We start from the raw sequence: 22,439 nt of genomic DNA, 5'->3' as shown, positions 1-22,439 counted from the left end.
TCCGCGACTCCGTCGTTCGTGTGAGGCGCGGTGAGGACGCCTCAGTGTCGAACCTGAAGACGCGAAAACCCGGCATTTGGTTGCCTTCCTCGGCGCGGCGCCTGTGGTCGGCTGGTTGGACCTCCCGGCGGTCGTGGGTTGCGGTCTTCGGCTGAATAGAGGGACGGCAGGATGGCGCCTGGCCGCCGTTGCCCGCTTCCGGTTTGCGCGGGGTATCCGGTCTCGCAACTTCCGGGCTACTACCGAAAGGCTCTCGAAAGATCGGCCTGCGAAAATTTCTCAGAACTTTTTCTCGAAAGCGGTCGATAACCCTGTGGACAAGCGGGGTGAGTGTCGGTGGTGCCTGATGTGCTTGTCCCATGTCGATCTCGGAACTCTCCCCCCGCCAGCCCGGTGCGACCGGTCCGGCTGCGGTGCTGGGGCAGGCGGGGTGTCTGGATGTCTGCGACCTGGCCCGGGTGGGCCGGCATCTGGTGCACGTGGTCGACCCCGACGGCGAGGACCGCAAGCTCGAGAAACAACTCGCGCGTGAGGAGCGCAGTGCCGACCTCGACAGGTACCTCTCGATCGCTCCGGACGGTGCCGGCGGGGTCCGGGTCAAAGGCCGCGGCTGCGCCGAGGACGGCGCCCTCCTCAAAGCCGCGTTGTTGCCACTCACGGCACCGGCTCCCGCGGTCGACGACCGAGACGGGAGCCTGGTGCACGACCCGCGTGACCACGGCGCCCGACTCTGGGACGCCCTGATCCAGACCGCTCAGCACGCCCTGGACACCGACCTCCCACCGGCCTCGCACGGCGCCCCGGCCCGGCTGATGGTCACCATCGACCTCGACACGCTGAAGAACGGTCTCGCCGACACCGCGGTGGCCGGGCACAGTCGGAATCGGGGTCGGCGTGTCCGGGGTGAGCGGGGACGGCACCGACCTGTCCGTGGCCGCCATCCGGCGGTTGGCCTGTGACGCCGAGATCATCCCCGCCGTCCTCGGCAGCCGCGGTGAGCCCCTGGATGTGGGCCGGGCCCGGCGGCTGGTCACCGTCGCGATCTGGGCCGCCCTGGTCATCCGGGACCGGCACTGTGCGTTCCCCGGCTGTGATCGGCCGCCGTTGATGTGTCACGCCCACCACATCCGGCACTGGATCCTCGGCGGCGAAACCAAACTCGAAAACCTCGTGCTCCTCTGCGGCCACCATCACCGGGTCATCCACGACTCACCCTGGCAAGTGCGCCTCAACCCGCAGGATCACAAACCCGAATTCAAACCCCCACCGAAACCCGGTGTCGAAAGCACCTGGATCCGATATCGACCCCGACGAGAATGAAGCCAGGTGGCGGTTCCATTCGACCGGTTCACAAGCCCGACACAGTCGATGCACATGTCTGCGCCCTAGGCTGCGGCACGTGGCGCGGGCAGACCTGGACAAGCAGCCGAACGACGTACGGCGGATGTTCGACGCCGTCGCGAAACGCTACGACGTGACCAACGACGTGCTGTCCCTCGGTCAGGACCGGCGCTGGCGCCGGGAGGTCTTCGATGCCGTGGCACCGCGGCGCGATGAGCTCGTGCTGGACCTCGCGGCCGGCACGGGCACCTCGAGTCAGCCGTTCGCCGACGCCGGCGCGACCGTCGTTCCCTGTGACTTCTCGCTCGGGATGCTGCGGGTCGGGAAGCAGCATCGGCTGCACCTCCCCTTCACCGCCGGTGACGGCACGAAGCTGCCCTTCGCCGACGACGCCTTCGATGCCGTGACGATCTCGTTCGGGTTGCGCAACATCGTCGAGCCGCTGGCCGGTCTTCGCGAGATGCGTCGGGTGACGCGACCGGGCGGCCGGCTCGTCGTCTGCGAGTTCAGCCACCCGACCTGGGCGCCGTTCCGCACCGTGTACGTCGAGTACCTGATGAAGGCCCTCCCGCCGATCGCCCGCACCGTCTCGTCGAGCCCCGACGCCTATGTCTACCTGGCGGAGTCGATCCGGGCCTGGCCGGACCAGCGGGCGTTGGCCGACCTGATCGCCGAGGCGGGGTGGCAGCGGCCGGAGTGGCGCAACCTCTCCGGCGGCATCGTCGCCCTCCATCGCGCCACCGCCTGACGGATCGGTGCCGAACTGCGAATGAACGCAGTGACTATTTTCGCTACATCTGCATTCGCTAAATGCCCAGGTGAGAGGCCGTTTCCGGGTCGCGGGACCCGAAGATGCACACCCCAGGGCTGAGTCCTAGACTGGCCGACGGCCGGTTCGTGAAGGCGTTCACAAAGCCACAATCTCGGGACGCAGGTCACGGACGGACACCGCAGCAGGGGAAGGAAATCTGGATGGAGCTCTACACGCCCGTCCTGGTACTGGCGGCGATCGCGGCGGCTTTCGCGATCTTCTCGGTGATCATGTCGGCCGGGGTCGGACCCCGGCGCTACAACCGGGCCAAGCTCGACTCCTACGAGTGCGGCATCGAGCCCACGCCGCAGCCGGTCGGCGGCGGCCGCTTCCCGGTCAAGTACTTCATCATCGCGATGATGTTCATCGTCTTCGACATCGAGATCGTCTTCCTCTACCCCTGGGCCGTGCACTTCGACGCCCTCAAGTCCTTCGGCCTGGTCGAGATGGTGTTGTTCATCGCCACCGTGTTCGTCGCCTATGCCTACGTATGGCGCCGCGGCGGACTTGATTGGGACTGACACATGGGTCTTGAAGAGAAGCTCCCCAGCGGCGTCCTGCTGACGACCGTCGAGGGCGTCGCCGGCTACATGCGCAAGGCCAGCTTCTGGCCCGCGACGTTCGGCCTGGCCTGCTGCGCCATCGAGATGATGACGACCGGCGGCCCCAAGTACGACCTGGCACGCTTCGGCATGGAGGTCTTCCGGGCCAGCCCCCGACAGGCCGACCTGATGATCGTCGCCGGCCGGGTCAGCCAGAAGATGGCTCCGGTGCTACGCCAGATCTACGACCAGATGCCCGATCCCAAGTGGGTGCTCGCGATGGGTGTCTGCGCCAGCAGCGGCGGCATGTTCAACAACTACGCCGTGGTGCAGGGCGTCGACCACGTCGTACCCGTCGACATGTACCTCCCCGGCTGCCCGCCGCGCCCCGAGATGCTGATCGACGCGATCCTCAAGCTCCACGACCAGGTGAAGCACAAGCCACTCGGCCCCCACGCGCGCAAGGCCGTCGAGGCGCGCGAGACCGCCGCCCTGGCCGCCGCGCCGACCTCGCAGATGAAGGGCCTCATGCGGTGACTCAGGGCAACACCCAGGACCCGTCCCACGACGCGCGTGTCCCCGCGCAGCCCGGCTCCGTGGAGAGCATGGGCACGCGGCACGGCATGTTCGGCGTCTCCGGCTCCGGCGACACCAGCGGGTACGGCGGGCTGGTCAAGCAGACGATCTTCCCCGGCGCGAGCCAGCGTCCCTACGGCGGCTGGTACGACGAGGTCGCCGACGCGCTCGAGGCCCGGCTGAAGTCCACCGGCCTGATGGCGGCCGTCGAGAAGGTCGTCATCGACCACGGTGAGATCACCTTCCACGTCCGCCGCGACGACCTGCCGTTCGTGGCCCAGATGTTCCGCGACGACGAGGGACTGCGGTTCGAGCTCTGCTCGGGCGTCAGCGGCGTCCACTACCCCGGCGACACCGGTCGGGAGCTGCACGCCGTCTACCACCTGCTGTCGATGACCTACAACCGACGGGTCCGGCTGGAGGTGAGCGTCCCCGACGCTGATCCCCACATCCCCAGCATCGTCAGCATCTACCCGACCAACGACTGGCACGAGCGCGAGACCTACGACATGTTCGGGATCGTGTTCGACGGACACCCGGCCCTCACCCGCATCCTGATGCCGGACGACTGGCCCGGCTTCCCGCAGCGCAAGGACTACCCGTTGGGTGGCATCCCGGTCGAGTACAAGGGCGGCACGATCCCACCGCCCGACCAGCGCAGGAGCTACAGCTGATGACCTCGTTCGAATCACAGGTGCGCGCTTCGCGCGCAGTCGTTGCGCGGCGCAAGGACGCTCTGCCGTTGGGTGGCATCCCGGTCGAGTACAAGGGCGGCACGATCCCCCGCCGGACCAGCGAAGGAGCTACTCATGACGAGTGACGTCTACGCCGGATCTGCCGACACCGCCGAGGGCAAGGTCTTCACCGTCACCGGTCAGGACTGGGACTCCATCACCCAGGGCCTCGACGACGTCGAGGAGCGCATCGTCGTCAACATGGGGCCGCAGCACCCGTCGACCCACGGTGTGCTCCGGCTGATCCTCGAGCTCGAGGGCGAGACGGTGACCGAGGCCCGGTGCGGCGTCGGCTACCTGCACACCGGCATCGAGAAGAACATGGAGTACCGCTCCTGGGTGCAGGGCGTCACGTTCTGCACCCGGATGGACTACCTGGCGCCGTTCTTCAACGAGATGACCTACGTGCTCGGCGTCGAGCGGCTGCTCGGCATCGAGGACGGCGAGGACGGGGTGCCGGAGAAGGCCCAGGTCATGCGCGTGCTCCTGATGGAGCTCAACCGCATCTCCTCCCACCTGGTGGCGATCGCGACCGGGGGCATGGAGATCGGTGCGCTGACCGTGATGACGATCGGCTTCCGTGAGCGCGAGCTGGTGCTCGACCTGTTCGAGCTGATCACCGGTCTCCGGATGAACCACGCGTTCATCCGCCCGGGCGGCGTGGCCCAGGACCTGCCGCCAGGCGCGCTCGACGAGATCCGCAGCTTCGTCAAGCTGATGAAGAAGCGCCTCCCGGAGTACGCCGACCTCTGCAACGCCAACCCGATCTTCAAGGGTCGCTTGGAGGGCGTCGGGCACCTCGACCTGGCGGGCTGCATGGCACTCGGGCTGACCGGTCCGATCCTGCGGTCGACCGGCTACCCGTGGGACCTCCGCAAGACCCAGCCGTACTCGGGCTACGAGACCTACGACTTCGACGTCCAGACCTGGGACACCAGCGACTCCTACGGTCGCTTCCGGGTGCGGCTGGCCGAGATGTGGGAGTCGCTGCGCATCGTCGAGCAGGCCGCCGACCGGTTGGCCAAGCTCGAGGGCGCACCGGTGATGGTCGGGGACAAGAAGATCGCCTGGCCCAGCCAGCTCGCGATCGGCAGCGACGGCATGGGCAACAGCCTCGACCACATCCGTCACATCATGGGTGAGTCGATGGAGGCCCTGATCCACCACTTCAAGCTGGTCACCGAGGGGTTCCGCGTGCCGGCGGGGCAGGCCTACGTGCCGATCGAGTCACCGCGCGGCGAGCTCGGCGCCCACGTCGTCTCCGACGGCGGGACGCGGCCGTTCCGGGCTCACTTCCGCGACCCGTCCTTCACCAATCTCCAGGCCACCAGCGTGATGAGCGAGGGCGGCATGGTCGCCGACGTGATCGTGGCGATCGCCAGCATCGATCCCGTGATGGGGGGCGTCGACCGATGACCGAGCTCTCGACGGCAGACGGCGGCCTCAGCGACGCCACTCACGCCGAGCTCCGCGAGATCGCGGCGCGCTACCCCGAGCCTCGTTCGGGCCTGCTGCCGATGCTCCACCTCGTGCAGTCGGTCCAGGGCCGGGTCACGCCCGAGGGCATCGAGGCGTGCGCCGACATCCTCGGCCTCAGCGAGGCCGACGTCAGCGGGGTCGCGACGTTCTACACGATGTACAAGCGTCGGCCGGTCGGCGACTACCACGTCGGCGTCTGCACCAACACGCTGTGCGCCGTGATGGGCGGCGACGCGATCTTCGAGCGGCTCAAGGAGCACCTCGACGTAGGCAACGACGAGACCACCGAGGACGGCAAGATCACCCTCGAGCACGTCGAGTGCAACGCCGCCTGCGACTACGCGCCGGTGATGATGGTCAACTGGGAGTTCATGGACAACATGACGCCGCAGTCGGCCACCCAGCTGGTCGACGACCTCCGTGATGGCAAGCCGGTCCGGTCGACGCGGGGTCCGCGGATCGCCGCGTGGCGTGAGATCGAGCGGGTGCTCGCCGGGTTCCCGGACGACCTGGTCGACGAGGGCCCCGGGGCCGGCCCGGCGTCGCTGGTCGGCCTCGAGATCGCGCGCGAGAACGGCTGGACCGCACCGTCCGGAGGCGACGAGCGCGCCACGGGCAGCACCGCCGACACCCCGGTCGAGGCCGCCGAGCAGGCAGACACGAGCCGCGCCGAGACGGAGACGAAGCAGGAGGAGGGCCACCAGGATGGCTGACACCCTCACCCCGGTCCTCACCTCCGACTGGGCCGACGAGCAGAGCTGGAAGCTGGCGACGTACGAGCGCAACGGCGGCTACCGAGCCCTGCGCAAGGCGCTCGCGATGGCGCCCGACGAGATCATCGCCGCGGTCAAGGACTCCGGTCTGCGCGGACGTGGCGGCGCGGGGTTCCCGACCGGCATGAAGTGGGGCTTCATCCCGCAGGACAACCCGAACCCGAAGTACCTCGTGGTCAACGCGGACGAGTCCGAGCCGGGCACCTGCAAGGACATCCCGCTGATGATGGCCACGCCGCACACGCTCGTGGAGGGCGTGATCATCAGCAGCTTCGCCATCCGCGCCAACACCGCGTTCATCTACATCCGGGGCGAGGTCGTCCACGTGATCCGGCGGGTGCAGGCCGCGGTCGCCGAGGCGTACGCCGCAGGGCACCTGGGCCGGAACATCCACGGCTCCGGCTACGACCTCGACGTGGTCGTCCACGCCGGTGCGGGCGCCTACATCTGCGGCGAGGAGACCGCCCTCCTCGAGGGGCTCGAGGGACGGCGCGGCCAGCCGCGGCTGCGGCCCCCTTTCCCGGCCGTCGCCGGGCTCTACGCGAGCCCCACGGTGATCAACAACGTCGAGTCCATCGCGTCCGTGCCGAGCATCGTCGGCAACGGCGCGGAGTGGTTCGCGTCGATGGGCACCGAGAAGTCCAAGGGCTTCGGCATCTTCAGCCTCTCGGGCCACGTCGCGAGGCCCGGGCAGTACGAGGCGCCGCTCGGCATCACCCTCCGCACGCTGATCGACCTGGCGGGAGGGGTGCGGCAAGGGCACGAGCTGAAGTTCTGGACGCCCGGCGGGTCCTCGACGCCGATCCTGACCGCCGAGCACCTCGACGTACCCCTCGACTTCGAGGCCGTCAGCGGAGCCGGGTCGATGCTCGGCACCCGTGCGCTGCAGATCTTCGACGAGACCACGTGTGTCGTGCGCGCCGTGCTGCGGTGGACCGAGTTCTACAAGCACGAGTCCTGCGGCAAGTGCACGCCGTGCCGCGAGGGCACCTACTGGCTGGTGCAGGTGCTGACCAAGCTGGAGAACGGCACCGGCAAGGAGGAGGACCTCGACGTCCTCCTCGACCAGTGCGACAACATCCTCGGCCGCGCCTTCTGCGCGCTGGGTGACGGCGCCACCAGCCCGATCACCAGCTCGATCGAGTACTTCCGCGACGAGTACCTCCAGCACCTCACGAACGGCGGCTGCCCCTTCGACCCGGTCGCCTCCACTCTCTTCGCCATGGAGGCGGCACGATGACGACCTCCGAGGTCGAGAAGGCCGACCTGGTCACGCTGACCATCGACGGCGTCCAGGTCAGCGTCCCCGCCGGCACTCTGATCATCCGCGCCGCCGAGCAGGTGGGCGTCCAGATCCCGCGGTTCTGCGACCACCCGCTCCTCGAGCCGGTCGGTGCCTGCCGCCAGTGCCTGGTCGACGTACCCGACGCCGGCAACGGTCGGCCGATGCCCAAGCCGCAGGCCTCGTGCACCATCCCGGTCGCGGAGGGCATGGTGGTCAACACCCAGGCCACGAGCGCGGTCGCCGACAAGGCGCAGCAGGGGATCATGGAGTTCCTGCTGATCAACCACCCGCTCGACTGCCCGGTCTGCGACAAGGGCGGCGAGTGCCCCCTGCAGAACCAGGCGATGTCCAACGGCCGCGGGGAGTCCCGCTTCTCCGCCAGCGGCGGGATCAAGCGGACGTTCCCCAAGCCGATCAACATCTCCGCGCAGGTGCTGCTCGACCGCGAGCGCTGCGTCCTGTGTGCCCGCTGCACCCGGTTCTCCGAGCAGATCGCCGGCGACCCGTTCATCGCGATGGTCGAGCGTGGTGCGCTGCAGCAGGTCGGCATCTACGAGAAGGAGCCGTTCGAGTCCTACTACTCGGGCAACACCATCCAGATCTGCCCGGTCGGTGCGCTGACCAGCGCCGACTACCGATTCCGCTCCCGCCCGTTCGACCTGGTCTCGACGCCGTCGATCGCCGAGCACGACGCCTGCGGCGCTGCGATCCGGGTCGACCACCGGCGCAACCGGGTCATGCGCCGGTTGTCCGGCAACGACCCCGAGGTCAACGAGGAGTGGATCACCGACAAGGACCGCTTCGCCTTCGGCTACCTCGCCACCGACGACCGCCTGAGCTACCCGCAGATCCGCGAGGACCCTTCGGCAGGCCCGGGACAACGCGGTGAGCTGCGGCCGGCGTCGTGGCCCGAGGCGTTCGCCGTGGCGGCGCGCGGACTTGACCAGGCCGGAGTGGTCGGCGTGCTCCCGGGTGGTCGCCTCACCGCTGAGGACGCCTACGCCTACAGCACGTTCGCGCGGGTGGCGCTGGGCACCAACGACGTCGACTTCCGGTCACGGCCGTTGTCGCAGGAGGAGGCCGACTTCCTCGCCGCCGAGGTGGTGCTCCGCACCGACGACAACGGCGGCGCGACGTACGCCGATCTCGAGGCCGCCAACTCCGTGCTCCTCGTCGGGCTCGAGCCGGAGGAGGAGGCCGGGACGATCTTCCTCCGGCTGCGCAAGGCCAACCTCCAGCGCCGTACGCGCATCTGGTCCGTCGCGCCGTTCGCCACCAACGGGCTGCGCAAGATGGGCGGCACCCTGATCGCCGCCAAGCCCGGCACCGAGGCGGAGGTCGTGTCGGGGCTGGCCCACCGCCAGGACGTCGAGCTCGACAGCGCCGGCGTGATCCTGGTGGGCGAGCGGATGGCGACCGTGCCGGGCGCACTGACCGCCGTCGCGCACCTGGCCCGCACGACCGGCGCCAAGCTGGCCTGGGTGCCGCGTCGAGCCGGCGACCGTGGTGCGATCGAGACGGGCTGCCTGCCCAACCTCCTGCCGGGTGGCCGTCCGGTGACCGACCCCGCGGCCCGCGTGGACGCCGCGACCGCATGGGGTGTCGCCGGCCTGCCCGACCGGCCGGGTCGCGACGCCGACGCGATCGTCGCTGCGGCGGCGACCGGCCAGCTCCGAGGCCTGGTGGTCGGTGGCGTCGACCCCGACGACACGGCCGACCCGGCAGCGTTCCGTGCCGCGCTCGAGACCGCCGCCTTCGTGGTCGCCCTCGAGCAACGCGAGACCGACGTGACCCGGGTCGCGGACGTCGTGTTCCCAGTCGCCCCCGTCACGGACAAGCCGGGCACCTTCGTCACCTGGGAGGGTCGGGCGCGAGAGTTCCAGGCGGTCTTCGTCAACCCGAACGCACTGCCCGACGCGCGCGTCCTCGCCGGCATCGCCGAGGAGCTCGGCCGGCCGCTCGGCTTCCGCACCTCGGCCGAGGCTCACGCCCGGATGGTCGAGATGGGGCCGTGGGACGGCGACCGCGCACGACTTCCCGAGAGCCCCGCCGAGGCCCCGATCCGGCGTCCCGAGGAGGGTCAGGTCACCCTGGCGACCTGGAAGCTGATGCTCGACAACGGCTCGATGCAGGACGGCGAGAAGTACCTCCGCGCCACGGCCCGTACGCCGGTCTGTCGCCTCTCGCCCGGTGCTGCTGCGGCTCTCGGTGGCATGGTCACCCTCGAGGGCGACCGCGGGTCGGTGACCCTCCCGGTCGAGGTGGCCGACGACCTGGCCGACGACGTGGTCTGGGTGCCCGCGAACTCCACCGGCAACGGTGTGCTGGCCGACCTGGCCTCGCCGGGGTCCGGCGTGCGCCTGAAGGGAGCCGACCAGTGACCGTCATGGACCTCTCGCCGAGCGCCGGCGCCCCCGGGCTCGACCAGTTCGGCCAGGACCCCTGGTGGCTGGTCCTGATCAAGGCCGTGCTGATCTTCGTGATCCTGGTGCTGCTGACGCTGTTCAACATCTGGTTCGAGCGTCGCGTCGTGGCCCGGATGCAGCACCGCATCGGCCCCAACGTGCACGGCCCGTTCGGCCTCCTGCAGAGCCTGGCAGACGGCGTGAAGCTGGCGCTCAAGGAGGACCTCCTCCCGAAGGCCGCCGACAAGGTGGTCTTCATCCTCGCCCCGGTGGTCGCGACGATCCCGGCGTTCGTGGCCTTCGCCGTCATCCCGTTCGGTCCGGTCGTGAAGGTCCCCTGGAGCGACCGGCACACACCGCTCCAGCTCACCGACATGCCGGTGGCCGTGCTGTTCGTGCTCGCGGTCGCCTCGATCGGCATCTACGGCATCGTGCTCGGCGGCTGGTCCAGCGGCTCGACGTACTCCCTGCTCGGCGCGCTGCGCTCGAGCGCGCAGATGATCTCCTACGAGATCGCGATGGGTCTGGCCCTGGTCGCGGTCTTCCTGTACGCCGGCTCGCTGTCGACCAGCCAGATCGTCGCGGCTCAGGACAAGTGGTGGTTCGGGCTGATCCTGCTGCCGTCGTTCGTGATCTACACGATCTCGATGGTCGGTGAGACCAACCGCGCGCCGTTCGACCTCCCCGAGGCCGAGGGCGAGCTGGTCGGCGGGTTCCACACCGAGTACTCCAGCCTGAAGTTCGCGCTGTTCTTCCTGGCCGAGTACATCAACATGGCGACTGTCTCGGCCCTCGCGACCACGCTGTTCCTCGGCGGTTGGCACGTGCCGTTCTGGATCGACCACGTCTGGGCCGGCGCCAACGAGGGCTACTGGCCGTTCCTGTGGTTCATGGGCAAGGTCCTGTTCTTCATCTTCATCTTCATCTGGCTGCGCGGCACCCTCCCCCGGATGCGCTACGACCAGTTCATGGCGTTCGGCTGGAAGCGGCTGATCCCGTTCTCGCTGTTCTGGATCGTCGCCGTGGCCGCGATCCGCACGGCGTCCCTGGACGGTGGCGTCGACCGCAAGTACCTCCTGATCGGGTTGGGCGTCGCCGTCGTCCTGTTCCTCGGGGTGTTCTTCTTCGGCGAGCAGCAGGCCGAGCCGTCGCAGGAGCGCGAGCCCGAGGCGACCCCGCAGGGGTACGCCGGTGGGTACCCCGTGCCCTCGATGCCGGCCGGTGGCGCGGTGCGCGGCGCGGCCGCGCCGATCGTCTTCGCCCAGGGACGCACGGTCACCGCGATGCCGGCCGAGCCCGTCAGGACCGACGCCGACACGGCGGGAGACGTCGAGGAGGACCACGACTGATGAGCTCCCAGCAAGAGGGCAAGACCCTCAAGGAACAGCTCTGGGATCCGGTCGCCGGGTTCGGGGTGACCTTCCGGACCATGTTCAAGAAGGTCGTCACCGAGCAGTACCCGTTCGAGAAGCAGCCGACCGCACCCCGGTTCCACGGCCGGCACCAGCTCAACCGCTGGCCCGACGGTCTGGAGAAGTGCATCGGCTGCGAGCTGTGCGCCTGGGCCTGCCCGGCCGACGCCATCTACGTCGAGGGCGCCTCCAACACCGACGGACCGGACGGGGAGCGCTTCAGTCCTGGTGAGCGGTACGGCCGCGTCTACCAGATCAACTACCTGCGGTGCATCCTGTGCGGCCTGTGCATCGAGGCCTGCCCGACCCGCGCGCTGACGATGACCAACGAGTACGAGCTGGCCGACGACAACCGCGCCGACCTGATCTACGAGAAGCAGGACCTCCTCGCGCCGCTGCTGCCGGGGATGGAGCAGCCGCCCCACCCGATGCGCCTGGGCGACGACGAGGGCGACTACTACCGCGGCGCGTTCAAGACACCCGCGCGTGACACGAGCCAGGAGGCGACGTCGTGATCACCTTCTGGATCCTGGCCCCGATCATGGTGCTCGCCGCGCTGGGCATCCTGTTCGTGCGCAAGGCCGTGCACGCCGCCCTGCTGCTGGCCGTCGTGATGATCAGCCTGGCCGTGCTGTACCTGACCCTGCAGGCGCCGTTCCTGTTCGCCGTGCAGATCATCGTCTACACCGGCGCCATCCTGATGCTGTTCCTGTTCGTCCTGATGCTGGTCGGTGTCGACGCCTCCGACTCGGTCGTCGAGACGATCAAGGGCCAGCGGTTCCTGGCGATCCTGGGCGGACTCCTGCTCGGCGTCGTGCTGGTCGTGGGCCTCTCCCAGATGAGCCTCGGCGCCGTCGTGGGGCTCGACGACGCGAACGCCAACGGCAACGTCTCGGCCCTGGCCGACATCCTGTTCAGCCGCTACGTCTTCGCCTTCGAGGTGACCAGCGCCCTGCTGATCACCGCGGCGCTGGGCGCGATGGTGCTGGCACACCGCGAGCGCCTCGTGCCGAAGCCGACCCAAGCCGACCTGGCCGCACAGCGGATGCAGGACTACGCCGCCAGCGGCAAGCACCCGGGCAACCTGCCGACCCCCGGCGTCTTCGCCCGCCACAACGCGGTCGACACACCGGCTCTGCTGCCCGACGGCACGGCATCCGAGTCGTCGGTGTCCCGGGTCCTGGCCGCGCGCGGCACCGTCCGGTCCGCACCGACCATGGCTGACGACATCACCGAGATCGAGAAGCAGCTGGGCCAGGCACCGCACGCCGGACGCGACGCGTCCGCCCCGGCCACCACCGAGGAGGAGGCCCCCGCGACATGACTCCCTATGTGGTTCTCTCGTCGATCCTGTTCACGATCGGCTGCGTCGGGGTGCTCACGCGGCGCAACGCGATCGTGGTGTTCATGTGCGTCGAGCTGATGCTCAACGCCTCCAACCTCGCGCTGGTCGCGTTCGCCAAGCAGCACGGCAACCTCGACGGCCAGATCACCGCCTTCTTCGTGATGGTCGTCGCCGCCGCCGAGGTCGTGGTCGGCCTGGCGATCATCATGACGATCTTCCGCACCCGCCGCTCGGCCTCGGTCGACGACGCCAGCCTGCTGAAGTACTGAGCAGACGACCGCGCCACAGGCAACAACAGGGCAGATAACAGGAGACTGACTCGATGTTCGTTCTCGCCGAGGGTGCCGCCCCGATCGTGCACCCGGGGTCGGCCGACGGGGTGTTCTCCCTGCTCTGGCTGGTGATCGCGCTGCCCCTGCTGGGGGCTGCGATCCTGCTGGTCGGCGCGCCCCTGGCCAAGGGACGGCTGGACCGGAACGGCCACTTGATCGGGGCGGCGTTGCCGGTGCTGTCGTTCGTGCTGAGCCTGGTGATGTTCTTCGCCCTGCTCGGACGCGCCGCCGACGACCGCCAGGTGGGCCAGCACGTCTACACGTGGTTCGACGCGGGCGGCCTCCACGTCGGCGCCGACCTGCTCTACGACCCACTGTCCGCGCTGTTCATGCTGCTGATCACCGGGGTCGGGTCGCTGATCCACATCTACTCGATCGGCTACATGGAGCACGACGAGCGACGCCGGCGGTTCTTCGGCTACCTCAACCTCTTCATCGCCGCGATGCTGACGCTGGTCATGTCGGCCAACTACCTCGGCGTCTTCCTCGGCTGGGAGGGCGTCGGCCTCGCGTCGTACCTGCTGATCGGCTTCTGGCAGTACAAGCACTCCGCCGCCGCGGCCGCCAAGAAGGCGTTCATCCTCAACCGGGTCGGCGACATCGGGCTCTCGCTGGGCGTCGGTCTGTTCTTCGCGACGTTCGGCACCACCGACTTCACGACCATCTCCGCGAACGCCGGCAAGGCGTCCGAGGGCACGATGACCGCGCTCGGGCTGCTCCTGCTGCTCGCCGCCTGCGGGAAGTCCGCCCAGGTGCCGCTCCAGTCCTGGCTGCTCGACGCGATGGAGGGCCCGACGCCCGTCTCGGCCCTGATCCACGCGGCGACCATGGTGACCGCGGGTGTCTACCTCGTGGTCCGGTCGAACTTCGTCTTCGACTACGCGCCGCACGCCCGGACGGCCGTGATGGTCGTGGCCACGGTCACCCTGCTGTGGGGCGCGATCATCGGCTGCGGGAAGGACGACATCAAGAAGGTGCTCGCCGGCTCGACGATGAGCCAGATCGGCTACATGATGCTCGGCGCCGGGCTCGGCGTCGCCGGCTACCCCTTCGCGATCTTCCACCTGCTCACCCACGGCTTCTTCAAGGCCAACATGTTCCTCGGCGCCGGCTCGGTGATGCACGGCATGGACGACGACGTCGACATGCGGCACTACGGCGCGTTGGCCCGGGCCATGCCGGTCACGTTCCTGACCTTCGCGATGGGCTATCTCGCGATCATCGGTTTCCCGGGCTTCTCCGGATTCTGGTCCAAGGACAAGATCATCGAGGTCGCGCTCACCCAGAACTGGTTCGTCGGTGCGCTGGCGATCCTCGGGGCGGGCATCACCGGCTTCTACATGACCCGGCTGATGCTGATGACGTTCTTCAGCCGGAAGCGCTGGTCGGAGAGCGTCCATCCGCACGAGTCACCACAGGTGATGACGGTCCCGCTGATCGTGCTCGCCGCGCTGTCGGTGCTCGGCGGTGTGATGCTGATCGGCAACTGGATCGCCGACTTCCTGGAGCCGGTGACCGGACACTCGCTCGAGGCCAACCCGGCTCTGCCCGCGGTCGTGAGCTCGCTGATCGTGGTGGTCGTCGTGGCCATCGGCGTCGCCGTCGCCTGGTACGTCTTCCAGCGGCAGGAGGTCCCGCGCGAGGCCCCTCAGGACGTGTCGTTCGTGACCCGGGCCGCTCGCGCGGAGCTCTACGGCAACGAGATCAACGAGGGCCTGGTCGTCCGCCCCGGCGGTCAGCTGGTCACCGGCCTGACCCTGTTCGACCGGCACGGCGTCGACGGCGTAGTCGAGGGCACCGCCCTCGGGGTCGGCGGCACCGGCTCGGTCGTCCGGCTCGCCCAGACCGGCTTCGTCCGCTCGTACGCCCTGTCCCTGCTCGCCGGCGCCGTGCTCGTCGTCGTGGCCCTCCTGGCGGTGAACCTGCGATGAACGACTTCCCCTGGCTGACGATCCTGATCGTCGTCCCGCTCGTCGGTGCCGTGCTGACGGCCGCCCTGCCGGCCGGGCACCGGCTGGTGCTGCCCAAGCAGGTCGCCCTCGGCACCTCGCTGGTGACGCTGGCGCTCGCCGTGGTCATGTGCTTCGGCTACGACCTGCACGGCGGGTTCCAGTTCACCGAGGACCACACGTGGATCCAGGCGTTCGGCGCCCACTACGCCCTCGGCGTCGACGGGCTCGGGCTGCTGATGGTGCTGCTGACCGTGCTGCTGGTGCCGATCGTGATCGGGGCCGGCTGGAACGACGCAGACCCGGGCGCCACGCTCCGGTTCGACGACGAGGCCTCCGCCACCCGGCACACCAAGGCGTTCTTCGCGTGGGCGCTGGCACTCGAGGCCCTGTCCATCGCGGTGTTCGCGGCCACCGACGTGTTCCTCTTCTACGTCGTCTTCGAGGCGACCTTGATCCCGGCGTACTTCCTGGTCGGCGGGTTCGGCGGCAACCTGCGCCGCAAGGCCGCCGTCAAGTTCCTGATCTACCAGCTCGCCGGCGGGCTCGTGATGCTGGCGGCGGTGATCGGCCTGTACGTCGTGTCCGCCGGGCGCGGCACCCCGTCGTACCTGTTCAGCGACCTGCAGGGCATCACCATCGACCCCACGACGCAGAAGTGGCTGTTCGTCGGCTTCTTCATCGCCTTCGCGGTCAAGGCCCCGCTGTTCCCGGTGCATACCTGGCTGCCGGACACCACCGAGCAGGCGACCACCGGCACGAGCGTGCTGCTGGTCTGCATCCTCGACAAGATCGGGGCCTACGGGATGCTCCGCTTCTGCCTCGGGCTGCTTCCCGACGGCTCGCAGTGGGCCACCCCCGTGGTGATCACGCTCGCCCTGATCTCGATCGTGTACGGCGCGCTGGTGGCGCTCGGCCAGGACGACATGCTGCGGCTGTTCGGATACATGTCGGTGAGCCACTTCGGCTTCATCGTGCTCGGCATCTTCGTGCTCACCAGCCAGGGCGGGTCCGGTGCCGTGCTCTACATGGTCAACCACGGCCTCGCCACCGCGGCCCTGTTCCTGGTCGCGGGCTACCTGATCCGGCGACGCGGCACCGCGTCGATCCGTGAGATGGGCGGTGTCGAGAAGGCGGCCCCCGTGCTCGGCGGGCTGTTCCTCGTCTTCGGGCTGGCGGCTCTCAGCCTGCCCGGGCTCTCGCCGTTCGTCTCCGAGATCCTGGTGATCATCGCGGCGTTCCAGCACCACTGGTGGACGGGCGCGATCGCGGTCACCGCGATCGTGATCACCGCCTGGTACATCCTGCAGATGTACCAGCGCACGATGACCGGGCCTCAGCTGGTCGGGGCCCGGGCCGAGCAGGTGCGCGATCTCGATCGACGTGAGGTCGGAGCTCTCGCGCCGCTGTTCCTGGCGTTGATCGTGTTCGGCTTCTTCCCGATGCCGCTGCTCAACGTGATCAACCCGTTCGTCGACGACACGCTCCAGCACGTCGGCGTGCACGACCCGGCCCCGACAGTGGCCGTCGCGCCCGCCCAGGGAGGACAGCAGTGACCGCGCTCGCCGCCGGCGACACCTTCGTCAAGCCCCACATCGCCTACGGCTCGCTGTGGCCGATCCTGGTGATCTTCGGCGCCGCCTGCCTCGGCGTGCTGATCGAGGCGTTCCTACCGCGCCAGTGGCGCTACCTCGCCCAGTTCGGCACGACGTTGGTCGCGATGGCCGTCGCCCTGGTCGGTGTCGGATTCGTCGCCCACGGCCTGACCCCGCTCGGTGACGGCACCGCCCGTGGCCTGTTCGGCTCCGAGGGCACGATCGCGCTCGACGGCCCGACGATGTTCATGTGGGGCCTGGTCCTGGTCTTCGGTCTCGGCGGTGTCCTGCTCTTCGCCGAGCGGCACGTCGAGGGCGGCGTCTCGGCGTTCGCCGGACAGGCCGCTGCCCTACCCGGCACCGAGTCGGAGCGCCAGGCGCAGGGACTCGACCACACCGAGGTCTACCCGCTGCTGCTGTTCGCCGTGGGCGGGATGATGCTCTTCCCGGCGTCCGGTGACCTGCTGACGATGTTCGTCGCGCTCGAGGTGCTCTCACTGCCCCTGTACCTGCTGTGCGGGCTCGCCCGCCGGCGGCGTCTGCTCAGCCAGGAAGCCGCGATGAAGTACTTCCTGCTCGGCGCGTTCTCCTCCGGCTTCTTCCTGTACGGCGTCGCCCTCGTCTACGGCTACGCCGGCTCGATGGACTTCGGTGCCATCAACGAGGCGGTCAAGAACAACGCCGGCAACCAGACCCTGCTGGTGATCGGCATGGGCATGCTCACCGTCGGTCTGCTGTTCAAGGTCGGCGCCGCACCCTTCCAGGCCTGGATGCCCGACGTCTACCAGGGGGCGCCCACCGCGGTGACGGCCTTCATGGCCGCGGCGACGAAGGCCGCGGCGTTCGGTGCTCTGCTCCGCCTGTTCTACGTCGCGTTCGGCGACGCCCGGTGGACCTGGCAGCCCATGCTGTGGGTGATCTCGATCCTCACCATGGTCGTCGGCACCGTGCTCGCGCTCGTGCAGTCCGACATGAAGCGGATGCTCGCCTACTCGTCCGTCGCGCACACCGGCTTCCTGCTCACCGGCGTCCTGGGACTGCAGGGCGCGAACGAGATCCATCCGGGACAGATCACCTCGCTGCAGGCGGTGATGTTCTACCTGGTCACCTACGGCCTGACCACCCTGGGCGCCTTCGCGGTCACCGGACTGGTCCGCGACTCCGCCGGCGAGCAGTCGCTGATCACCCGCTGGGCCGGTCTCGGCAAGCACTCGCCGGTCGTGGCCGGCGTGTTCGCGCTGTTCCTGCTCGGCATGGCGGGCATCCCGCTCACGTCGGGCTTCACCGGCAAGTGGGCGGTGTTCGAGGTGGCGCTCGCCGCGGGGGCCTGGCCGATCGTGATCGTGGCCGTGATCGCGAGTGCCGCGGCTGCTTTCTTCTACGTCCGGGTGATCGTGGTGATGTACTTCCACGAGCCGGAGCCCGACAGCGCGTACGTCGCGCACCCCTCGATCCTGTCGGCGACCGCGATCGGTATCTCGGCGGCCGCGACCATCGCGCTGGGCGTCGTACCCGGACCGGTTCTCGATCTGGCCCGGACTGCGGGAGAATTCATCAGGTGAACCCAGCCGCACCGTCGTCGGGCGACCTCCTGGCGATGCCGGTGGCCGATGAGGCGCTCTCCGCCCGTCTCGCGGAGCGGATGAAGGTGGTCGAGCGCGCGCTGGCCGGCCACATCCGCAGCCGAGCGCCGTTCGTGACCGACGCCGCGAGCCACCTGATGGAGGCGGGCGGCAAGCGGTTCCGCCCGCTGCTGGTGCTGCTCGCGGCCGAGACGGGCTCTCACCCCGACACGGACGAGGTCGTCACCGCTGCCTGCGTGGTCGAGCTGACCCACCTAGCGTCGCTCTACCACGACGACGTGATGGACGAGGCGGCGCTGCGACGCGGCGCCGAGTCGGCCAATGCTCGCTGGGACAACCACGTCGCGATCCTCACCGGCGACTTCCTGTTCTCGAAGTCGTCGGAGCTGACCGCCGAGCTCGGAGCGGACGCCGTACGCATCCAGGCGCGGACGTTCACCCGGCTGGTCGAGGGGCAGATCCAGGAAACGGTGAAACCCGGCGCCGACGACGACCCGCTCGAGCACTACCTCGACGTCGTGGCCGGCAAGACGGGGTCACTGATCGCGACATCGGCGAGGTACGGCGCGCGCTTCGGTGGCGCCACCCCGGAGATCGAGGAGGCGCTGGCGTCGTACGGCGACATGGTGGGGACGGCGTTCCAGCTCTCCGACGACATCCTCGACGTCGCGTCCGACTCCGTGGTGTCCGGCAAGACGCCGGGCACCGACCTGCGCGAGGGCGTTCCGACCCTGCCGGTGCTGATGGCGAAGGTCTCGAGCCGCCCCGAGGACGCCCGCCTCCTCCAGCTGCTCGACTCCGACCTCAGCGACGACGACCTCCACGCCGAGGCGCTCGCGCTGCTCCGCAGCCATCCAGCGATGCGCCAGGCGCGCGACTACGTCGTCTCCCGCGCCCAGGAGGCGAAGTCGCTGCTCGCGGCACTGCCCCACGGTCCCGTCCGCGAGGCGCTGGAGAACTTCGCCGACCTCGTCGCCACCCGCACCACGTGAACGCTGACCCGAGCGAGGACGTTTCCGGGCCGGCGGAGCCGGCGCGGAACGGCCGGAGCGAGCGCCGGAGCGAGCTTGCTCGCCGGCGGCCTGACCCGGCGGAAGCGTCACGTCGTACGACACTGACCCGGCAGAAGTTCACGCCCCGAGGGGCGCGGCTCCCAGACTGATCTCGTTCCCGTCCGGATCCCGGAAGGTGACGTGCCGGACGCCGTTGTCGTAGGTCTCGCGCACCTCGGGCTCGATGCCACGTGCCACGATCGGGTCGACCCAACCCTCCAGGTCGTCGACGAACAGGGTGCACCGCGAGTGCCCGGCCTGGTCGGGGCGGACCTCGACGTAGACGTACCGGTGCTCGCCGACCTCCCAGACCGCCTCCACGTCGTTGGGCAGGAACGCCGGCTCGCAGCCCCAGAACCGCTCGTACCACGCGCGGGCAGACTCGATGTCGCTGACCGAGATCCCCGCGAACAGGTCGACCGTCATCCGCCGACCCTAGCCAGATCCGTCGCTTGTAACGCCCTGTTAGCCGCACTCGGGCGCCGTGGTGCAGGGGCGGCCCTGCTGATAACAGGGCGTTACAAGGAGGAGGCCGCTCAGACCGCGGCGACCTCGGGGGCGGCCCGGAGGGTACGCCGGCGATGGCGCAGGGAGTCGACGGTGAAGATCACCAGCGCCACCCACACCAGGCCGAACCCGATCCACCGCCCGGCTGGCATGTCCTCGTGGAAGTACAGGACTCCCAGCAGGAACTGGAGGACGGGGGTGAGGTACTGCAACAGTCCGAGCGTCACCATCGGGACCCGGATCGCCGCGGCTCCGAAGCAGATCAGCGGGACCGCGGTCACGATGCCCGTGGTCACGAACAGCACGGCGTGCCACGGCCCGTGGCTGGCGAAGTTCGACTCGCCGTGCACGCTCAGCCACACGACGTACGCCAGCGCGATCGGGCCGATCACCATCGTCTCGAAGGTGATGCTCTCGACGGCCGGCGCGCCCGCCTGCTTCTTGCAGAGGCCGTAGCTGCCGAAGGAGAACGCCAGGATCAGCGCGACCCAGGGCAGCCGCCCGTAGTCGACGGTGAGCACGACCACGGCCAGACCGGCGACGCACATCGCCACCCACTGCCATCGGCGCAACCGCTCGCCGAGGATCACCACGCCCATCAGGACCGTCACCAGCGGGTTGATGAAGTACCCCAGGGCGGTCTCGACCACGTGGCCGTTGTTGACCCCCCAGATGTACGTCGCCCAGTTGACGGTGATCAGGACGGCGGCGAGTGCCAGCAGGAGCGCCACCCGGCGGTCGGCCACCACTCTCCGGAACGTCGCGGTTCGGCCGACGACGACCACCAGCACGCTCATCGTCACCAGTGACCAGACGATCCGGTGCGCGAGGATCTCGATCGCACCCGCGGGTTCGAGCAGCGGCCAGTAGAGCGGGAACAGGCCCCACATCGCGTACGCCGCGACCCCCAGCAGGAAGCCACGGCGGGACTCCGTGATCTCGAGCCGGGCCACGCAGCGCCTTCCTTTCTTCGAGCGACTTCCCCGCTCAGGCGGGGAAGTCCCCACGTGTAGGGGGAAATCCGGGCCACCAAGTGCAGAACTCCCCGCTCAGGCGGGGAATTCGCCGCCCGTCCTCGTCAGGCGACGGTCCAGGTGTCGCCGCTGCCGATCAGGGTGACGAGGCGGTCGGACGGGGCGCCGCTGACGCTGGCGGCGGCCTGCGCGATCTGCTCCCGGGCGAGGTCGTCGTACGTCGGACGGGTGACCTGCCGGAAAATCCCGATCGGTGCCTGGTGGAGGCGCCCGGCATCGGTGAGCCGCGAGATCGCGAACGCCGTGGTGGCGTCGGCGCTGTGGGCGTCGTGGACCAGCAGGTCGTCCGGCGTGGCCTGGTCGGGGGCGTCGCCCACCTCGACGATCCTGACCCCGCCGGTCGCGGTGTCGCGGATCAGCCCGCGGGAGCCGTCGGTGCCGAACCGGATCGGCTCACCGTGCACGAGCGGGATGATCGCCTCGTCGCGCGTCACCGGTGACTTCACGGCGTCGAACGCACCGTCGTTGAAGATCGGGCAGTTCTGGTAGATCTCCACGAACGACGTCCCGCGGTGCTCGGCGGCTGCCGACAGGACCGAGGTGAGGTGCTTGCGGTCGGAGTCGATGGTGCGAGCAACGAACGTCGCCTCCGCGCCGAGCGCCAGCGAGACCGGGTTGAACGGGTGGTCCAGCGAGCCCATCGGGGTCGACTTGGTGATCTTGCCCTCTTCGGAGGTGGGGGAGTACTGACCCTTGGTCAGGCCGTAGATCCGGTTGTTGAAGAGCAGGATCGTCATGTTCACGTTCCGCCGCAGCGCGTGGATCAGGTGGTTTCCCCCGATCGACAGCGCGTCCCCGTCGCCGGTCACGACCCACACCGAGAGGTCGTCGCGAGACGTGGCGATCCCGGTCGCGATCGACGGCGCGCGCCCGTGGATCGAGTGCATCCCGTAGGTCTCGAGGTAGTAGGGGAACCGCGACGAGCAGCCGATCCCCGAGACGAACACGATGTTCTCGCGACGCAGGCCGAGGTCGGGCAGGAAGCCCTGGACGGCCTTGAGCACGGCGTAGTCGCCGCACCCCGGGCACCAGCGGACCTCCTGGTCGCTGGTGAAGTCCTTCCCGGTCAGCGCCGGGTCACCCGCCTCGAGGGTGGGGACCAGCTCGATACCGCTGCGTACGACGGGGAGCCCCAGGTCGGTGCTCATGTCTCGTCTCCTCCGGTGGTGGCGGGGACGGTCTCGGCCGCACTGAGGTCGACCTCGATGCCCTCCGCGTCGGCGACGAGGTTGCCGATCGCCTCGGCGAGCTCGGCCGCCTTCAGCGGCAGCCCCCGCACGTGGTTGTAGCCGACCGCGTCGACCAGGTAGCGCGCGCGGACCAGCATCGCGAGCTGGCCCAGGTTCATCTCGGGGATCAGCACCCGCCGGTAGCGGCTCACGACCTCGCCCGTGTTGGCGGGGAACGGGTTGAGGTGCCGCAGATGCGCCTGAGCGACCTTGCCGCCGTCCTCGCGCACGTCGCGCACTGCGGCGCCGATCGGTCCGTAGGTCGATCCCCAACCGAGAACGAGCAGCTCCGCATCCCCGGCGGGGTCGTCAACCTCCAGCGGCGGGATCGTCGCCGTGATGCCGTCGATCTTTGCCTGCCGTAGCCGGACCATCGTGTCGTGGTTGCTCGGGTCGTAGGAGATGTTGCCCGACCCGTCGGCTTTCTCGATGCCACCGATCCGGTGCTCGAGACC

The 22,439-nt window shown here is 69.2% G+C and carries 21 protein-coding genes and 1 pseudogene; 18 read left to right on the top strand and 4 right to left on the bottom strand.

The features are described 5' to 3' along the window. Positions 1 to 359: 359 nt before the first annotated feature. The 18 genes from VGK78_RS00525 to VGK78_RS00440 all read left to right on the top strand — a co-directional run bounded on the left by VGK78_RS00525 (position 360) and on the right by VGK78_RS00440 (position 19,154). Positions 360 to 959: a DUF222 domain-containing protein gene (locus VGK78_RS00525; RefSeq protein WP_331525289.1), complete on the top strand. Its 600-nt coding sequence runs from the start codon at positions 360 to 362 to the stop codon at positions 957 to 959. After that, positions 931 to 1,320: an HNH endonuclease signature motif containing protein gene (locus VGK78_RS00520; protein WP_331525288.1), complete on the top strand. Its 390-nt coding sequence runs from the start codon at positions 931 to 933 to the stop codon at positions 1,318 to 1,320. Before VGK78_RS00525 ends, VGK78_RS00520 begins: the two co-directional genes overlap by 29 nt. A gap of 79 nt (positions 1,321 to 1,399) precedes the next feature. Further along, positions 1,400 to 2,089: a demethylmenaquinone methyltransferase gene (locus tag VGK78_RS00515; protein WP_331525287.1), complete on the top strand. Its 690-nt coding sequence runs from the start codon at positions 1,400 to 1,402 to the stop codon at positions 2,087 to 2,089. A 224-nt stretch (positions 2,090 to 2,313) separates the two neighbouring features. Continuing rightward, positions 2,314 to 2,673 carry an NADH-quinone oxidoreductase subunit A gene (locus tag VGK78_RS00510; RefSeq protein WP_331525286.1) on the top strand — a complete coding sequence of 120 codons (360 nt, stop codon included), beginning with the start codon at positions 2,314 to 2,316 and terminating at the stop codon, positions 2,671 to 2,673. Between the two features lie 3 nt (positions 2,674 to 2,676). Beyond that, positions 2,677 to 3,231 carry an NADH-quinone oxidoreductase subunit B family protein gene (locus VGK78_RS00505; protein WP_331525285.1) on the top strand — a complete coding sequence of 185 codons (555 nt, stop codon included), beginning with the start codon at positions 2,677 to 2,679 and terminating at the stop codon, positions 3,229 to 3,231. Further along, on the top strand, positions 3,228 to 3,944 hold the full coding sequence (locus tag VGK78_RS00500) for an NADH-quinone oxidoreductase subunit C (protein WP_331525284.1): 717 nt from the start codon (positions 3,228 to 3,230) through the stop codon (positions 3,942 to 3,944). Before VGK78_RS00505 ends, VGK78_RS00500 begins: the two co-directional genes overlap by 4 nt. Positions 3,945 to 4,079: 135 nt before the next feature. Beyond that, a complete protein-coding gene (locus tag VGK78_RS00495) occupies positions 4,080 to 5,420 on the top strand; it encodes an NADH-quinone oxidoreductase subunit D (protein WP_331525283.1) in 1,341 nt (446 codons plus the stop codon). Continuing rightward, positions 5,417 to 6,196: an NADH-quinone oxidoreductase subunit NuoE gene (gene nuoE, locus VGK78_RS00490; RefSeq protein ID WP_331525282.1), complete on the top strand. Its 780-nt coding sequence runs from the start codon at positions 5,417 to 5,419 to the stop codon at positions 6,194 to 6,196. The genes VGK78_RS00495 and nuoE overlap by 4 nt, the downstream gene beginning before the upstream one ends. Next, on the top strand, positions 6,189 to 7,496 hold the full coding sequence (gene nuoF, locus VGK78_RS00485; RefSeq protein ID WP_331525281.1) for an NADH-quinone oxidoreductase subunit NuoF: 1,308 nt from the start codon (positions 6,189 to 6,191) through the stop codon (positions 7,494 to 7,496). Before nuoE ends, nuoF begins: the two co-directional genes overlap by 8 nt. Further along, entirely contained in the window at positions 7,493 to 9,922 is a 2,430-nt protein-coding gene (locus tag VGK78_RS00480) for an NADH-quinone oxidoreductase subunit G (protein ID WP_331525280.1), read from the top strand. Before nuoF ends, VGK78_RS00480 begins: the two co-directional genes overlap by 4 nt. A gap of 5 nt (positions 9,923 to 9,927) precedes the next feature. Next, entirely contained in the window at positions 9,928 to 11,295 is a 1,368-nt protein-coding gene (gene nuoH / locus VGK78_RS00475) for an NADH-quinone oxidoreductase subunit NuoH (RefSeq protein WP_331525296.1), read from the top strand. Beyond that, on the top strand, positions 11,295 to 11,873 hold the full coding sequence (nuoI, locus tag VGK78_RS00470) for an NADH-quinone oxidoreductase subunit NuoI (protein ID WP_331525279.1): 579 nt from the start codon (positions 11,295 to 11,297) through the stop codon (positions 11,871 to 11,873). The genes nuoH and nuoI overlap by 1 nt, the downstream gene beginning before the upstream one ends. Continuing rightward, positions 11,870 to 12,682 (top strand): NADH-quinone oxidoreductase subunit J, encoded by an 813-nt coding sequence (locus VGK78_RS00465; protein WP_331525278.1) that lies wholly within the window; start codon positions 11,870 to 11,872, stop codon positions 12,680 to 12,682. Before nuoI ends, VGK78_RS00465 begins: the two co-directional genes overlap by 4 nt. Beyond that, positions 12,679 to 12,972, top strand: coding sequence for an NADH-quinone oxidoreductase subunit NuoK (nuoK, locus tag VGK78_RS00460; protein ID WP_331525277.1), 294 nt, complete (start codon positions 12,679 to 12,681; stop codon positions 12,970 to 12,972). Before VGK78_RS00465 ends, nuoK begins: the two co-directional genes overlap by 4 nt. Positions 12,973 to 13,025: 53 nt before the next feature. After that, the gene (gene nuoL / locus VGK78_RS00455; RefSeq protein WP_331525276.1) at positions 13,026 to 14,966 is read left to right on the top strand and encodes an NADH-quinone oxidoreductase subunit L; all 1,941 of its coding nucleotides are present in this window, start codon (positions 13,026 to 13,028) and stop codon (positions 14,964 to 14,966) included. Then, on the top strand, positions 14,963 to 16,540 hold the full coding sequence (locus VGK78_RS00450; RefSeq protein ID WP_331525275.1) for an NADH-quinone oxidoreductase subunit M: 1,578 nt from the start codon (positions 14,963 to 14,965) through the stop codon (positions 16,538 to 16,540). The genes nuoL and VGK78_RS00450 overlap by 4 nt, the downstream gene beginning before the upstream one ends. Next, on the top strand, positions 16,537 to 18,141 hold the full coding sequence (gene nuoN / locus VGK78_RS00445) for an NADH-quinone oxidoreductase subunit NuoN (RefSeq protein WP_331525274.1): 1,605 nt from the start codon (positions 16,537 to 16,539) through the stop codon (positions 18,139 to 18,141). The genes VGK78_RS00450 and nuoN overlap by 4 nt, the downstream gene beginning before the upstream one ends. Beyond that, the gene (locus VGK78_RS00440) at positions 18,138 to 19,154 is read left to right on the top strand and encodes a polyprenyl synthetase family protein (protein ID WP_331525273.1); all 1,017 of its coding nucleotides are present in this window, start codon (positions 18,138 to 18,140) and stop codon (positions 19,152 to 19,154) included. Before nuoN ends, VGK78_RS00440 begins: the two co-directional genes overlap by 4 nt. Before the next feature lie 138 nt (positions 19,155 to 19,292). On the opposite strand, the gene VGK78_RS00435 is transcribed toward VGK78_RS00440, so the two are convergent. The 4 genes and pseudogenes from VGK78_RS00435 to VGK78_RS00420 form a co-directional block, all read right to left on the bottom strand. Further along, complete coding sequence (locus tag VGK78_RS00435; RefSeq protein ID WP_331525272.1) at positions 19,293 to 19,640, bottom strand: VOC family protein; 348 nt, start codon at positions 19,638 to 19,640, stop codon at positions 19,293 to 19,295. 110 nt (positions 19,641 to 19,750) lie between these two features. Continuing rightward, a complete protein-coding gene (gene rarD / locus VGK78_RS00430; protein ID WP_331525271.1) occupies positions 19,751 to 20,674 on the bottom strand; it encodes an EamA family transporter RarD in 924 nt (307 codons plus the stop codon). 125 nt (positions 20,675 to 20,799) lie between these two features. Beyond that, positions 20,800 to 21,903, bottom strand: a complete 1,104-nt coding sequence (locus VGK78_RS00425) for a 2-oxoacid:ferredoxin oxidoreductase subunit beta (RefSeq protein ID WP_331525270.1) — start codon at positions 21,901 to 21,903, stop codon at positions 20,800 to 20,802. Next, positions 21,900 to 22,439, bottom strand: a pseudogene (locus VGK78_RS00420) (2-oxoglutarate ferredoxin oxidoreductase subunit alpha); the annotation flags it as partial. The pseudogene VGK78_RS00420 and the gene VGK78_RS00425, both read right to left, overlap by 4 nt.

It is taken from the genome of Nocardioides sp. (assembly GCF_036503465.1).
Taxonomy (GTDB): domain Bacteria; phylum Actinomycetota; class Actinomycetes; order Propionibacteriales; family Nocardioidaceae; genus Nocardioides.
This window is presented reverse-complemented; position numbering and strand designations above follow the sequence as displayed.